A 14,766-nucleotide genomic window follows, 5' to 3' on the forward strand; every position below is an offset into this window, starting at 1 on the left:
ATGGCCGCACCGCAACGCCTCACCGACCGCAAGCGCGTCGCCATCGTCGATGCCGCCATCGCCGAGTTCCGCGAGCACGGTTTTGATGCGACCAGCATGGACAAGATCGCCGCCACGGCTGCCGTATCCAAGCGCACCGTGTACAACCATTTCCCCAGCAAGGACGAGCTGTTTGCGGAAATCCTGCAGCGCATGTGGGAAAGCAGCATGGCCCAGCCTGCCGTGCCCTATGTTGCCGACCAGCCCCTGCGGCCCCAGGTGCTGGCCCTGGTCGAGCAAAAGATGGACCTGCTGTGCGATCCGGCCTTCATCGACCTGGCGCGCGTGATCTTTGGCGAAACCATCCACTCGCCCGAGCGCGCGCAAGCGATGGTGACGCGCCTGAATGAAAAGGAAACGGGCCTGAATATCTGGATCCGCGCGGCGCAGCAGGACGGGCGCATCAAGGCGGGCGAGACCGTGGAAGTGGCGCACCTGCTGATGTCGCCCTTAAAGACCTTTGCCTTCTGGCCGCAGATCACCCTGGGCGAACCGCTGCTGAGCCCGGCACGCCGGCGCGAAGTGACGGCACTGGCCGTCGATATCTTCCTGTGCTATTACGGCGTGACAAAACAGACGGCATAAACGGGCGGCAAGTGGGCGGACAAGGTCTGCCAATGTTCGCCCCCATCGCCGGAATACCAGGCGCCCCCCGTCGTCGACGCCATCACCAAACTGCGCCCATCGTCGGCCAACGCCAGCCCGTGGCGGTACACGAGGTCGTAGCAATGCTGCTGCGGCAAGCCCTCGCGCAAGACCTCGAAACTCTTCCCGCCGTCGCGCGTGCGCGTCACGGCCAGCGCGCCGTCTATGGGGATGCGCAGCACGTCCGCCTGCGCGGGCACGAACCAGGCCGTATCGCCATCGCGCGGGTGCACGGCCACGGCAAAGCCGAAATGCGACAGGGACGCCGTCGTCACTTCCTGCCAGTGCCAGCCCGCATCTTCCGAACGCCAGATGCCGTTATGGTGCTGGCACCACAGCGCGTCCGGCGTGCCGGCGCTGCGCACGATGCGGTGCGGGTCTTGCACGGCTTCGTTTTCATCGAGCTCGGGCGGCATGTAGTCGGCGCGCATGCCCGTCGCGCTCAAGGCCCAGCTGGCGCCGCCGTCCAGCGTTTGCCAGACGCCGCCGCAGGACACGCCTACCAGCACCTTGCTGCTGTCGCGCGGGTCGACGCAGATGCTGTGGATGCCGGGCACGTCGTAGCCGCCGCCAAACCACTGCGCCCGCTGCGGCACGTTCCACAGGGATTCGACCAGCTGCCAGCTGTCGCCGCGGTCGCCGGAACGGAACAGGCCGCCAGGCAGGGTGCCCGCCCACAGCACGCCGGGCTGGTCCGCGCCGCCGGCCGCCAGCGACCAGATCTGCCGCAAGGTCCAGTCCACCGTATCGCTGCTGTCCTCGGGCTTGGCGGGATAGGCGGGCACGGCGACTTCCCGCCACGCGCTGGCGCCCCCGTCGAGCCGGTGCAGCTTGGCGCCGAAGTGGCCCAGGTTCAGGGCCGCGTACAAGGTGCCGTCGCGGCCGTCGTGCAGCAGCATGGACACGGGATCGCCGGCAAACTGCACCAGCGCCAGCTGCCAGGCGCCGGCCGCATCGACATCGAACTGGAACAGCCCCTTGCGGGTGCCGAGATACGCGCGCTGCGGGGCTGCTGTCATGGCGTCAACCTCCTGAAAGGGCCTGCAAGATATACACCTGGCTGTCGGGCCGCAAGGCGTCGTCGAGCACGCGCCGCTCGCGGCAGCGCGCGCCATCGATGAAGATCACCACATTGGGGCGCAGCGCGCCCTGCTCGTCGAGCACGTAGCCGCGCAGGCGCGGCTGCCGGGCAAACGCGGCATCGAGGGCGGCGCGCAAACGTGGCGCGTCCACGGCCACGGTAGGGACGTCGAGGAAACGTGCCAGTTGCTGGGTAAAGTGCAAGTGCGCCATGCTGCCTTCGACGTCATCGGCCTGATCCTCATTCTAGTCCCCTTTGCGGCCAATACAATTAAAATAGAGGCAAGCACACAAGGAGGCCAGGCATGACGATTACCCCGGAAGAACTAGCGGTGCTGATGCAGGAAGTGGAAGTGGCCGACCCCATCGATTTTGCCGACCTGCCCTTCGACGAGCAGGAATTGCGGGGACTGATCGCCAACCACCTGTGCGAGATGGCCGACGCCATGGAAAGCTTCACGCCGGAAGACCGCAACCTGGCGCTGCTGGCCGTGGCGGCCAAGCTGGTGCTGGAAAACCTGGTGCTGCACGTGCAGCTGCTGCGCCGCCACGGCCTGCCCGTCAGCGACAGCGTGGACGCGCTGCTGCAGCGCCTCAAGGGCGGCAAGCCCACCTGAGTCAGGCGCCGTGCAAGCGGCAAGCGGCTACTGCAGGTTGATGGCCGTCAAGGCCATGACGCCACCGGGTAGATCCGTGCCCTGGCGGATGTACAGCACGCCATGGCGCGACAACGCCAGGCTGCCCCCCATGCGGTAAGTCCAGACGGTCTTGTGGCTGGCCAGGTCGATCGCATAGGTATTGTTGCGCCCGCCAACAAACAGCAGATTGCCGGTAACGATCAGATCGCCGCCGAAGTACGCATCGAGGACCGTATCCAGGGGCCAGCTCCACAGGACCGCGCCGTCGCCGAGCCTGCGCGCTTCGAGCGCCTGGTTGGCCTGGTTGCCCACATACACGACGCCCCGCGCCACCACCGGCTGCGTGCTGAACTGTCCCTGCACGGTCCAGCGCACGGCGCGGCTATGCACGTCAACCAGACTCAGGCTGTTATTCGCCGCCTCGCCGGCCAGCGGCCGCTGATTGAGCAGCAGCACGCTGTCCGCATCGGCCAGCACGGGTGCCTGGCGCAGGCTGCTCTTGTTCAGCCCGCCCAGCACCTGCCCCGGCACCGCCACGCCGAAGCGGGCCTTGCCATCTGCGATATTAAACGCCGTCAATGTCCCTGCCGCATGGCTGTACACCGTGTCCCCATTGACGGCGGGCGTCCAGTCATTGACGTTGCCCAGCTTGGGCAAGCCGAGGCTGGCAGACCAGCGTGTCTGCCCCGCCGCCGTATCGATGCCGCTGATATCGTTATTGCCACCCACGTAGACATTGCCGCCAAAAAAGGTGGGCGCCGTCGCCAGGGAAACCCCCAGCAGCGTGCCATTCGTATTCGGCGGACGCACGCCGAGCGGCACACCGCCGGCATGCGCATCGAAGACATGCACGGTATCGTAGCCAGCCATGGCCAGCTTGCCGCCCGAAACGGCCGGCGCGCCCAGATAGCCATCGGACGTGAGCGACTGCGTCCAGCGCGCCTGGCTGTCGCTCTCGTTGAGCGCCGTCACGGTCGAGGTGGTGACGTATTTGGTGCTGCTGCCGTCCACCGGCGCGGCCGATTGCTGGCTGACATATACGAGGCCGTTGGCAGCCACCACGGGACTGCCGACGACCGCGCGCGGGGAACTGGGGCCTAGCCAGGTCCAGCGCCGCGTGAAGCGGCGGCTGTCGAAGGTGGCCGGCACCAGGCCCGTATGCGCGGCATTGCCATTCACGCCTTCCCAGTCACCCACGCCGGGCAAGGCCTGCAGTGCGCCCATGCTGCCGGCGAGCGGCGCGACAGTGACCTGGTAATCCATGCTTTCCGTCTTGTACACCCCCACCGTGAGCGGCAAGGATAGCTCGATCTTGCCCGCGTACACCCCGGGAGCCAGGCCAGGCACCGCCTTGAACGTCAGCAGCCAGCTGCCGTCTGCCTGCTTCTGGCGGTCGGCCTGCTGCAGCACGCCGGCCGTGCCGCTGGCCGGCTTTTCATGCGACTGGGGACGCGTATCGGTCACGCCATCGGCCAGGCGCACAGTTACGTGGATGTCATCGCAGATGGCGCCGGGCTGGGCCGTGCAGCTGCTACTGACTGCCGACAAGGTCATGCCGGGTTTTTCCTGCAAGCCAGGCGGTACGCCAACAGCACCGCCGGCACCGCCGCCACAGGCGGACAAGGTCGTCGTGATAGCCAGCGGCAATGCGGCGGCCCGCCACAACAAAGGGAATAATGTACGCATGCGATATCCATGTTGAGGTTTCATTTCCTCCCCAATGGAGGCGTGCTGGAAACCTGAATCAAATGTTATAGCATGGGAAACATTGCTAAAATCTAACAAATACTCACGCCGGTGCTTTACTTGCGCACGGCCCGCGCCTGGATGGTGATATCGCTTTCGGCCACGGCCACGCAGGGCAGGATGTAGCCGTCCAGCCGCTCGTCGGGGCTGATGCCGGGCCAGTCCACCGTGTAGCGTATCGTTCCTTCGGGCATGTGGCAGATGCACGTGCGGCACGTGCCGTTGCGGCAGGAACTGAGCAAACGGATGCCGGCCAGCTCGGCGGCGACCAGCAGCGTGGTACCGGCCTCGGCCGGAAATTGCCAGCCTTGGGGAAGGATAGTGATGGTAAAGGGCGCGCGCATACGCCCAGTGTAACAGTCAGCTTGCCAAGGTCGTCCAGCTAGCGCCATCCGCGTGGCTGCGCAGCACGGCTTCCGCAAAGGCCAGGCCCGCCACGCCATCGACCACCGTCGGCAGCCAGCGCGCCGCCTCCGGCACGGGCTCCCCCGCCTGCAGGGCGCGGATGCGCAAGGCCGCATCCAGGTACAGTTGGGCAAACGCTTCCAGATACCCTTCCGGATGGCCGGCCGGCACGCGCGTGGCATGGCGCGCCGCGGCGCTGTCGACCCGGCCCGGGCGCAGCAGCTGGCGGTTGCCGCCCTGCGGCGTGAACCATAATTCGTTCGGCTGCTCCTGGTCAAAGTCCAGCTGCGCCTTGCTGCCGAACAGGCGCAGGCGCACCGTGTTTTCGCAACCGGTCGCCACCTGGCTGGCCCACAGGGTGCCCTTCGCCCCGTTCGCATAGCGCAGCATCACCTGCACGTGGTCGTCCAGGGTACGGTGCGGAACAAAGGTGGACAATTCCGCCAGCACGGCATGCGGCGTCAGTCCGCTGACGAATTGCGCCAGGTGATACGCGTGCAAACCCACGTCGAGCAGCACGCCGCCGGGCCCCGCCTTGCGCGGGTCGTTATGCCAGTTGCCTTCGCTCATGCCACCCGCCCCAATCGCATCGGCCAGCCAGTCCTGCGAATACTCCACTTGCACGAGGCGCAGCTCGCCGATGTCGCCTGCCTCGACCATGGCTTTCGCGTGGCGCAGCAGCGGATAGCCGCTGTAGGTATGCGTGAGCGCAAACAGCAGCTTTTTCTGCCCGGCCAGCGCCGCCAGCGCCTGGCCTTCCGCCAAAGATATTCCCAGCGGCTTGTCGCAGATCACGTGGATGCCCGCTTCCAGGAATGCCGTGGCGACGGGCGCATGCAAGTGATTCGGCGTGACGATGGCCACCGCTTCGATGCCGTCCGCGCGCGCGGCCTCCGCCTGCGCCATGGCGCGGTAATCGCTGTAGCAGCGCTCCGGTGACAGGTGCAGCGCGGCGCCGCTTGCCTGCGCGCGCGCCGGGTCGGACGACAGGGCGCCCGCCACCAGCTCGTACTGGTCGTCGATGCGCGCCGCAATGCGGTGCACGGCGCCGATGAACGCGCCCTGCCCGCCCCCTACCATGCCCAAGCGTATCCGTCGCTGCATGTCGTCTCCTTAATTCAAGCCAAGCAAGTGATGAATTTGATCCTGGTCAACCGCGCTGCCCGCAAAATCGTCGAATGCGTGTTCGGCCACGTGGATGATGTGTTCGCGGATGAAGCGCGCCCCTTCGGCCGCCCCGTCCTCGGGATGCTTCAGGCAGCATTCCCACTCCAGCACGGCCCAGCCGGGAAAGTCGTACTGCGCCATCTTCGAGAAAATCGCCTTGAAATCGATCTGCCCGTCGCCCAGCGAGCGGAAGCGCCCGGCCCGGTCCTGCCAGTCGCCATAGCCGCCGTACACGCCCTGGCGCCCGTTGGGCCGGAATTCCGCATCCTTGACGTGGAAAGCCTTGATGCGCGCATGATAGATGTCGATGAAGGCCAGGTAGTCGAGCTGCTGCAGCACGAAGTGGCTGGGGTCGTACAGGATGGACGCGCGCGGGTGGTCGTTGACGGCGGCCAGGAAGCGCTCGAAGGTCACGCCATCGTGCAAGTCCTCGCCCGGATGCAGTTCATAGCAGAGGTCCACGCCCGCCGCGTCGAAGGCGTCGAGGATGGGCAGCCAGCGTTTCGCCAGTTCCGCGAATGCCGTCTCCACCAGGCCGGCGGGGCGCTGCGGCCACGGGTACAGGTAAGGCCAGGCCAGGGCACCGGAAAACGTCACGTGCGCCTTCAATCCCAGGCGCTGCGAGGCGGTGGCCGCCCACAGCAGCTGCTGCGTGGCCCAGGCCGTGCGGGCGGCGGGATCGCCGCGCACGTGCTCGGGTGCAAAGCCGTCGAACAGGGCGTCATAGGCGGGATGCACGGCGATCAGCTGGCCCTGCAAATGCGTGGACAATTCCGTCACCTGCAAGCCGTGGCGCGCCAGCAGAGCGACGACGTCATCGCAATACTGCTGGCTGCTGGCCGCCTGTTCCAGGTCGAACAGGCGCGGCGCCGTGGGCAGCTGCAAGCCCTTGTAGCCCAGGCCGGCCGCCCATTGCGCCAGGTGCTCGAGCGAGTCGAACGGCGGCGCGGCGCCGAGAAACTGGGCCAGGAAGATGGCCGGGCCCTGGATGGTTTTCATATCGATGTCCTGTTAGATAAAGCCGGGGTCAGACCCTCAATGCCGCTAACGCAAAGGTCATTGCTAGCGGGCGAGGGGGTCTGACCCCAGATTTTAAAAAGGCGAGTTCGGAAAGTAGAACTGCTTGGCGTTCTCGCGCGTGATCAGCACCGAGGGAATGATCGTATTGGCCGGCAATTTATCACCTTTCAGGCGCGCTTCCGTCGTCAGCTTGATGGCGTCGTACATGAACTTGGGCGAGTACGACACGTCGGCCACGATCAGCGGGTCGGAACCATCCATGATCTTCTTCACGGCGCCCTTCGCGCCCGCGCCGCCGAACACTTGCTTGATGTCCGTGCGCTTGGCTTGCGCGATGGCCTTTTGCACGCCGATGGCCATGTCGTCATCGGCGGCCCAGACGGCGTCGATGTGCTTGAAGCGGGTCAGGTAATCCTGCATGACCTTGAAGGCATCGTCGCGGTTCCAGTTGCCGTACTTGGCGTCCAGCACCTTGATGTCGGGATGACCCTTCATGACGGCGGAAAACGCGTCGTAGCGCTCGTTGTCCAGGGTGGTCGGCATGCCCCGCAGCACGACGATGTTGCCCTTGCCATTCAGGCTTTTCGCCAGGTATTCGGCCGGCAGCTTGCCGAAGGCCGTGTTGTCGCCCGCGATGTACGCATCCTGCGACTGCGTGTTCGTCAAGCCGCGGTCCACCACGGTCACGTACACGCCCTTGTTCTTCACCTGCGCCACGGGCTGCGTCAGGGACGCCGATTCGATGGGGAAGATCACCAGGGTGTTGATCTTGTTCACCGTCAACATGTCCTGCAGCTGGTTCGCCTGCTCGGGCGCCGTGGCGGCCGTCTTGACGATGATCTTCAGCCCCGGATGGGCCTTTTCCAGCTCCGCCTTGGCCTGGTTGGCCCACCAGACGATGCCCGAAGTAAAGCTGTGCGTGGCCGTGGGGATGGCCACGCCCACCACCAGCTTCTCAGCCGCCTGCGCACTCGGCAGCGCCCACGCCTGCATCACCAGCACTGCCATCCCTGCTACCCGTATAAAGCTCTTCATGCTGCTCTCCTCCAAGGTTGTGGGCGCCCGGCGGCCGCCCTTTCAGAACGCCGCTCTTGTTTTATTTGCGGCCTCGCTGCAGGAAGGCGACGGCGATGATCACCACGCCTTGCACTGCGGCATTCAGATAGACACTGATGATGCTGGTCAAATTCAGGATGTTGCTGATCACGGACAGCAGGATGGCGCCGATCACGGTGCCGACGATGCGCCCTTCTCCCCCCTTGAGGGCCGTGCCGCCCACGACGACGGCGGCAATCGCTTCCAGTTCCCACAGCAAGCCCGTCGTGGGCGTGGCCGAGCCCAGGCGCGGCACGTACAGCACGGTGGCGATGCCCACGCATACGCCCAGCAGCATGTAGGTGGCGATCTTCACCTTGTCGACATTGATGGCCGCATAGCGCGCCACTTGCTCGTTGGAACCAATCGCCTGTACATGGCGGCCAAAGGTCGTGCGGTTGAGGATGACGGCGCCCCCCGCCGCGACGAAGAGGAAGATCCAGATGGGGATAGGCGCGCCCAGCACGCTCGTGTAGTAGACGGGGCTGTACAGATCGGACAGGGTGGCGTCCAGGGTCAGCGCGCCGCCGTCGGCCAGGTACGTCAAGACGGCGCGGAAGATGCCCAAGGTGCCCAGGGTGACGATGAAGGGTTCGATATTGCCCTTGCTGATCAACAGGCCATGCATCAGGCCGAAGCCGGCGCCCAGTACCAGGGCCATGGCAATGCCCAGCACCAGCATGGTGATCGGCGCCAGGTTGCCGCCCGCCCCTTGCGCCAGCGCATTCATGAAATAGATCATGCAGCCCGCAATCAGGGCCGCCATCGAGCCCACCGACAGATCGATGCCGCCCGAGATGATGACGAAGCTCATGCCCACGGCGATGATGCCGATGAAGGCCGTGCGCGTGAGCACGTTCATCAGGTTGTCCAGGGTGGCGAAGTCGCCATTGAGCAAGGTGCCCGCGATGCACAGAGATAACAGGCCCAGCACGGGGCCAAAGCCCTTGATGCGCGCGCCCAGTCTGGCGATGCTGGCACCGGTGGCGCCGGTGGATACGGTGGTGTCAGTGCGTGCCGGTTGCATGGGCAATCAACTCCTCTTCGGTCAGGTGGTCAGCAGACAGGGTGGCTTGCAAGGTGCCGGCGCGCATCACGGCGACCCGGTGGCACAGGCCGATCAATTCGATCAGTTCGGATGAAATCACGATCACGGCGCGCCCTTCGGCGGCCAGGCGGTGGATCAGAAAATAAATGTCGCGCTTGGCGCCCACGTCCACGCCGCGGCTCGGTTCATCGAGCACGACGACACGGGGGTCCGAATGCAGGTATTTCGCCAGCGCCAGCTTTTGCTGGTTGCCGCCGGACAGCATGCGCGCGCGGCTATCGCGGTCGCCCGTGCGGATATTGAAGTCCTCGACGGCCTTGGCCAGCGCCGCCTTTTCCGCTGTCACGTCCAGCCACGGCCGCGCATAGCGCTCCATCGTCATCAGGGTGAGGTTTTCGCGCAAGCCCAGGTTCACGTGCAAGCCCTTGCCCTTGCGGTCTTCGCTCAAATACGTCATGCCGTGCTGCATCGCTTGCCTGGGCGTGCGGATGTCCACGGGCTGGCCATTGAGATGGATCAACCCCGCGCTGCGCGGACGCAAGCCCAGCAGCGCCTCGAACGATTCCGTGCGCCCTGCCCCCACGAGGCCCGCAAAGCCCAGCACTTCGCCCGCGCGCACCTCGAAGGACAAGTCCCTGGACCAACCCGGCACCGTCAGCCCCTCGACTTTCAGCAACACAGGAGCTTCTTTCGCCAGCGCCACTTTCGCCGGGAACATGTCCGACAGTTCGCGCCCCACCATCAGGTTCGCCATCTGCTGGCGCGTGAGGCTGGCCGTCGGCTCGCGCGTGACGAAACGCCCGTCGCGCATGACGATGACCTCGTCCGTGTTGCGCTCCACTTCGTCGAGCTTGTGGGAAATGTAGAGGATGGTGACGCCGTCCGCTTTCAGCTGCGCCATCACGGCAAACAAACGCTGGGTTTCCGACGACGTCAGGGTGGCAGTGGGCTCATCCATGATCAGGAAGCGGGCGCGGCGCGACAAGGCCTTGGCGATTTCCACCAGCTGTTTCTCGGCGACAATCAGGTCGCGGATCTTCGTGTCGGGCGACACGTCCAGGCCCACCTGTTTCAGATAGCGCGACGCTTCCTCGCGCATGGCGGCCTCGTCCAGCAGCCAGCCCCGCGTCTTTTCGTGGCCGAGGAACATGTTTTGCGCCACCGTCAGGTGCTCGGCCAGGTTGAATTCCTGGTGGATCAGCACGATGCCGGCGCTTTCCGCCGCGCGCGAACTGCTGAAACGCCGGGGCTGGCCATCGATCAGCAACTGCCCTTCGCTCACGCCTTCATAGCCGGCGAGGATTTTCATCAGGGTCGACTTGCCGGCGCCGTTTTCTCCCAGCAAACCATACACGCGCCCGGGCGCCAGGGTAAAACTGACGCCATGCAAGACGCGCACGGGGCCGAAATCCTTGCAGACCCCCTCGAAACCGACGGCAACGCTCACTATGCACTCCCTCGCAAGACCAAATGATGATTCAGCAGCACGCCCGGCACCTGCGCCGCCGGGTCCGCCAAGCGCTGCAAGAGCAGACGGGCCGCCGTCTCGCCCAGCTCGCGCATCGGTTGCGCGATGGTGGTGAGGCCGGGGTCGATCTGCGCGGCAATGGCGATATCGTCAAAGCCGATCACGGCCACGTCTTCGGGCACGCGCTTGTTCAGCTGGCGCAGCGCGCTCAGCACGCCGATGGCCAGGGTGTCGGAGACGGCAAAGATGGCCGTGGGCGCATCGGCTCCCGCCATCATCTGCAACGCGGCGGCCGTGCCGGCTTCGTAATCGAGGCTTTGCACCGTGTGCACCCACTGCGGCTGCACGGGCAGGCCGGCGGCCGCCAGGGTGTCCAGATAGCCTTGCTGGCGTTGCCGCGCGTACAGATAGCGTTCATCCGAGTTGATCAGGCCAATGCGCGTGTGGCCGCGCGCCAGCAGATGCGCGACGGCGTCGGACGCGGCCCGGTGATTGTCGATGCCGACATAGGGCACGGCCACGGCGGGGTCGAATTCGCAGCAGGCCACCCAGGGCAGGCTGACGGATTCATGCGACAGGGCATGCTGCACCGTGTCCGGGTCCAGGCAGATGGCGCCATCGGCGCGGTGCATGCGCAGCAAGTCGAAATACGAGCGCTCGCGGCCCGCATCGGCGCCCGTGTCGCACAGCAAGACAAAATAGCCGTGTTCGCGCGCCACCGTGTCGATGCCGCGCACGATCTGCGCATAGAACGGGTTGCCCACGTCGGGCACCATGGTCAGCAGCATGCGGCTCTCGGCCGTGCGCAGGCTGCGCGCCAGATGGTTCATGCGGTAGCCCAGCGCCGCCACGGACGCGAGCACCTTGTCGCGCGTGGGCGCCCGCACCCCCGCCTGCTCGTTCATCACGCGCGAGACGGTGGCCACCGACACGCCCGCATGCGCGGCGACGGCGCTGATGGAGACGGTTTCTGCGGGCAAGGACGACGGAAGGGCTGGCGGCATGTAAGTGCTCAACAAAATGTAATCGATTACATTTATAGGCCAGTCACGCGTGCGATGCAAACATTATCGATGCTGCAATGCGCAAAAAACAGGCAGGGAATCGGCAGAAAACGGGGAAAAGACGGCCCTGCGCGGGCCGCCGGCGGCAGCTATTCCTGGACTTGCAAGACGTTCTGCTGCACGGCAAAACCGGCACGCACGGCGGCCAGGGCCGCCACCCACAGGATCAGGCCGGCACCGAGGCAGCCGACGGGATGCAAGGGGCCGTGGCGCACGGTCAGCGGATAGCCGATCGCCCACACGCACAGCGCCATGCCGATCGCCACGTGGCGGCGCGCCTTGAACAGCCAGGCCAGCGGAAAGAAATGCAGGCCCACGATGAAAATGACGGCGGGAATGAACCACGCCTGCAGGCCCAGGTTTTTCAGGACGTTGCCGACGATAAAGATGGCGATCCATTGCCCCGCATTCACGATATTGAACAGCCGCCCCACGCGTTTGGCCTGCGGCGTTTGTTCCGCCGCCGCATGCGCGGCCCGGTGGCGGCGGAACTGGCGCCACGCCAGCATGAACAGCAGGACGGTGATGCCGGCAACCGGCAGCAAGCGCAAGGGATGCGCGCCATACGTCTGCACGCACCAGGCGGCCACCCACAGGCCGCCAAACAGGGAAAAGAACATGGCGCCGATGGCGCTGCGGGCCAGCGCGGCGGCGGGGTCGGGTTGCGGCAAGGTCATGGCGTGTTCTCGCAGTGAAAGAGCTTACTGCATCATCGCACAAAACGTCTCGGGATTGCCGTCAAGAATGACGCCGCTGGGCCAGCGGTGGCTGCGCTGCTGGGCCCGCAGCAGGGAAGCGGCCAGGGCCGAATCCCCATCGACGGCGTACACGAAGACAGGCATGTTCAGGCTGGCGGCATCGGCCAGCAAGGCCGGATTGGCGTCCAGGCTGCGGGCATCCACGTGCACGCCCGCCGGCATGCCGATCTGCTGCTGCACGCGCTGCAGCCACGGCTTGTCCAGCTTGGGCGGGCGGGCATTTTTCGCGATATAGCGGCTGACCCGGTTGGCGCCGGCCGCCTGCGCATTGCGCGCGTCAAACACGAGCAAGCCCAGATAACCCTGCGGGTCGGCGCGGCGCGCGCACGCGAGGTTGTTCGGCACGCCCGAAGTCAAGAACCAGTTGCCGTGCTTGATGTTCGTACGCAACTGCCCCACCAGGGCCGCGATGGGCGCGCACGACGCCACCACATCCTTGATTTCCGCATTCAGGGTCTTGGTCGGGAATGCCGTCGCCAGGTCGGCGACATCGCTGACGAACGGCGGCGTTTCCGGCGTGGCCACGCCGCGGTTCTTCATGCTGGCGGCGCGCCAGTCGTCGGCCGTCAGCTGTTTCACGGTGCGGGGCGAGCCCGTGTCGACCACTCTCCCCGTCAGCAGGTCGTGGTGCACCACCCAGCTGCCGTCGCCCAGCAGCTGCAAATCCGTCTCGACGCCGTCCCAGGTGCCGAAATACGTGTTGCGCAGCGCGCTCAGCGAGTTTTCCGGCGCATTGCCCGCGCCCCGGTGGGCATGCACCTTCATGCCCAGGCAATCGGCCTGGACGGCCGTACTGGCCATGCTGAGCAGCAAGGCCAGTACGGCCGCCTTATTTTTGTTGCGGGTGATAGCCATAGTGAATTCCCTGCAAAACGTGGATGCGGATCGCTTCGTTGACGGGGTAGCTGTAGCCCTGCCCCACCGCCACGACGTGCGTGATATTGGCCAGCAAGCCCTTGCCGGCGATTTGCCAGCGCGTGCTGTCGCCGTCGGCCTGGCGGTTCCAGTCCAGCATCTGGCGGAACAACTCGCTTTTCGTGACATGATTGTCCGACAGGCTGAAGATGCCCCAGGTTCCCAGGAAGGCGCCGGCCAGCACGCCCGTGGCGATCCAGGCGGAACGGCGGCTCAGCTGGCCGTCGGCGCCCGCCTGCTCGCCGCGGCGCGCCGCCAGCACCAGCAAGCCCACCGTGGCGACCAGGTACAGCAGCTTCGAAAAGTGGCCGATGGCGCCCAAGAGCGAAAAGAACAGGGCCACGGGCGGCACGATGGCCGCGCGCGCCGCTTCCTTGCCCTCCTCAAAATACTTGCCGCCCACTTCGAAGTCGTTGCGGCTGGCGCGGTATTCCACCAGCTTTTCCGCCGTCTGGCGCGCGGCGAACTGGTCGAACAGACGGCTGAACTCGGCGGGACTCGCATACGCATCCTGCACCACGGCGCCCTTGGGCAAGCGCAAGCCCTTGCTCGCTTCGCTGCCATCGCCGCCATCGGGCCCGTCGCGCAGCACGGCCTGGATGCCGGGGCGCGCCACGAAAGCGGCGAAGGACAAGCCCGGCGGAATGCGGTCGCCCTTGACGTGCAAGCCCTTGCCGGCCGCTTCCGACGCATAGCGGCGCTTGACGGCCAGACGGAACGATAACTGGTCGGCAGGATGCCAGTTGGCGGAGACGGGCACTTTCTTGCGCACATTGCTGACCACGGCCGCCTTGCGCCGCGCCGGCACGGAATGGGGCTGCCAGCCGTGGCGCGACAGGCTTTGCCGATAATCGTTCCAGGCCGATTCCTGCTGCTGGCGCAAGCCCGCGTCGTCGTCGGGAATGATACCCGAATACAATTTCCACTTCTCGTGCACTTCGCCGATCGCCTGCTGGTACTTGTCGTAGTAACCGGCCGCGCCGCCCGCGATCTTGCGGACATTGAAATTGATCAACTGCTCCTTGGCCGGCTCCATGCGCTCATCGAGGTGGCCGACCGAGACGGCCAGGAACGGGAACAGCGCGAGAAAAGCCTTGCCTTCGGGCTTGGCGAACAGGGTGGGGTCGTCGACCAGGCCCTGCAATTGCAGGCTGCCGCCCACCAGCGAGCGCTGCATCAGGGTGGTGTTGAAGGCCAGGCGGCGAAATTGCGCATCGCGCGTTTCGACCAGCACCGTGACCGTGGTCTTCAAAATGCCGAACACGACCGCCGCCGTGGCGACGCAGCAAAAGATGATTTTTTTCCAGCTTGGGCCGCTGCCATTGTTCTTCAGCCGCCGGCGCCACATCAGTTGCAGCACCACCAGCGCGGCGGCGATGCCCGACAGGCTGCGGCCATAGAATTCCACGCCCTCCACGTCGTGCGGCTTGACGTCGCCGCCCACCACGTCGAGCAGGCGGGCATTGAAGCCCAGCTCGAAGCACAGGTACATCATCGTCAGGACGATCAGGATCAGGGTCTGCCGGATCTGCAGACTGCGCAAACTCGCGGCCATCTTATTTCCTCAGATCGATGACGACGGGCTTGATCTCCTCAGCCTGGAAAACCATGGGCGCCGCCGGCGCGGCAGCGGCGGCACGCGGCGCGGGCAGGCTGATGACGGCGGGCGCCGCCGCCT

At 65.7% G+C, this 14,766-nt stretch carries 15 protein-coding genes; 2 read left to right on the forward strand and 13 right to left on the reverse strand.

From position 1 onward, the window contains the following. A complete protein-coding gene (locus GCN74_RS04450; RefSeq protein ID WP_152255506.1) occupies positions 1-624 on the forward strand; it encodes a TetR/AcrR family transcriptional regulator in 624 nt (207 codons plus the stop codon). Here GCN74_RS04450 and GCN74_RS04455 read toward each other — a convergent pair. Further along, positions 597-1,703 carry a WD40/YVTN/BNR-like repeat-containing protein gene (locus GCN74_RS04455; protein WP_152255507.1) on the reverse strand — a complete coding sequence of 369 codons (1,107 nt, stop codon included), beginning with the start codon at positions 1,701-1,703 and terminating at the stop codon, positions 597-599. The genes GCN74_RS04450 and GCN74_RS04455 overlap by 28 nt on opposite strands. Before the next feature lie 4 nt (positions 1,704-1,707). Next, entirely contained in the window at positions 1,708-1,977 is a 270-nt protein-coding gene (locus GCN74_RS04460) for a MoaD/ThiS family protein (RefSeq protein ID WP_152255508.1), read from the reverse strand. Between the two features lie 92 nt (positions 1,978-2,069). On the opposite strand from GCN74_RS04460, the gene GCN74_RS04465 reads away from it, so the two are divergent. Further along, positions 2,070-2,381, forward strand: a complete 312-nt coding sequence (locus GCN74_RS04465) for a hypothetical protein (protein ID WP_152255509.1) — start codon at positions 2,070-2,072, stop codon at positions 2,379-2,381. A 27-nt stretch (positions 2,382-2,408) separates the two neighbouring features. Here GCN74_RS04465 and GCN74_RS04470 read toward each other — a convergent pair whose 3' ends face one another. From GCN74_RS04470 to GCN74_RS04520, 11 genes are all read right to left on the reverse strand, one after another. Further along, positions 2,409-4,088, reverse strand: a complete 1,680-nt coding sequence (locus tag GCN74_RS04470) for a PQQ-binding-like beta-propeller repeat protein (protein WP_193316961.1) — start codon at positions 4,086-4,088, stop codon at positions 2,409-2,411. A 116-nt stretch (positions 4,089-4,204) separates the two neighbouring features. After that, complete coding sequence (locus tag GCN74_RS04475; RefSeq protein ID WP_152255511.1) at positions 4,205-4,492, reverse strand: 2Fe-2S iron-sulfur cluster-binding protein; 288 nt, start codon at positions 4,490-4,492, stop codon at positions 4,205-4,207. 16 nt (positions 4,493-4,508) lie between these two features. Beyond that, positions 4,509-5,657: a Gfo/Idh/MocA family protein gene (locus tag GCN74_RS04480; RefSeq protein ID WP_226938859.1), complete on the reverse strand. Its 1,149-nt coding sequence runs from the start codon at positions 5,655-5,657 to the stop codon at positions 4,509-4,511. Positions 5,658-5,666: 9 nt separating this feature from the next. After that, positions 5,667-6,719 carry a sugar phosphate isomerase/epimerase family protein gene (locus GCN74_RS04485; RefSeq protein ID WP_152255512.1) on the reverse strand — a complete coding sequence of 351 codons (1,053 nt, stop codon included), beginning with the start codon at positions 6,717-6,719 and terminating at the stop codon, positions 5,667-5,669. A gap of 93 nt (positions 6,720-6,812) precedes the next feature. Beyond that, on the reverse strand, positions 6,813-7,748 hold the full coding sequence (locus tag GCN74_RS04490; protein WP_226938862.1) for a substrate-binding domain-containing protein: 936 nt from the start codon (positions 7,746-7,748) through the stop codon (positions 6,813-6,815). An 88-nt stretch (positions 7,749-7,836) separates the two neighbouring features. Continuing rightward, on the reverse strand, positions 7,837-8,862 hold the full coding sequence (locus tag GCN74_RS04495; RefSeq protein ID WP_152255514.1) for an ABC transporter permease: 1,026 nt from the start codon (positions 8,860-8,862) through the stop codon (positions 7,837-7,839). Continuing rightward, positions 8,843-10,330, reverse strand: a complete 1,488-nt coding sequence (locus GCN74_RS04500; protein WP_152255515.1) for a sugar ABC transporter ATP-binding protein — start codon at positions 10,328-10,330, stop codon at positions 8,843-8,845. The genes GCN74_RS04495 and GCN74_RS04500 overlap by 20 nt, the downstream gene beginning before the upstream one ends. Beyond that, positions 10,330-11,355 carry a LacI family DNA-binding transcriptional regulator gene (locus GCN74_RS04505; protein ID WP_152255516.1) on the reverse strand — a complete coding sequence of 342 codons (1,026 nt, stop codon included), beginning with the start codon at positions 11,353-11,355 and terminating at the stop codon, positions 10,330-10,332. The genes GCN74_RS04500 and GCN74_RS04505 overlap by 1 nt, the downstream gene beginning before the upstream one ends. 149 nt (positions 11,356-11,504) lie before the next feature. Next, positions 11,505-12,092 (reverse strand): hypothetical protein, encoded by a 588-nt coding sequence (locus GCN74_RS04510; protein ID WP_152255517.1) that lies wholly within the window; start codon positions 12,090-12,092, stop codon positions 11,505-11,507. A 24-nt stretch (positions 12,093-12,116) separates the two neighbouring features. Then, positions 12,117-13,028, reverse strand: a complete 912-nt coding sequence (locus tag GCN74_RS04515; protein WP_152255518.1) for a glycerophosphodiester phosphodiesterase — start codon at positions 13,026-13,028, stop codon at positions 12,117-12,119. Continuing rightward, positions 13,003-14,643 carry a hypothetical protein gene (locus GCN74_RS04520; protein WP_226938860.1) on the reverse strand — a complete coding sequence of 547 codons (1,641 nt, stop codon included), beginning with the start codon at positions 14,641-14,643 and terminating at the stop codon, positions 13,003-13,005. Before GCN74_RS04520 ends, GCN74_RS04515 begins: the two co-directional genes overlap by 26 nt. Positions 14,644-14,766: the final 123 nt, after the last annotated feature.

Origin of the sequence: Janthinobacterium sp. FT14W (assembly GCF_009208755.1) — a bacterium.
Lineage (GTDB): Bacteria > Pseudomonadota > Gammaproteobacteria > Burkholderiales > Burkholderiaceae_D > Janthinobacterium > Janthinobacterium violaceinigrum.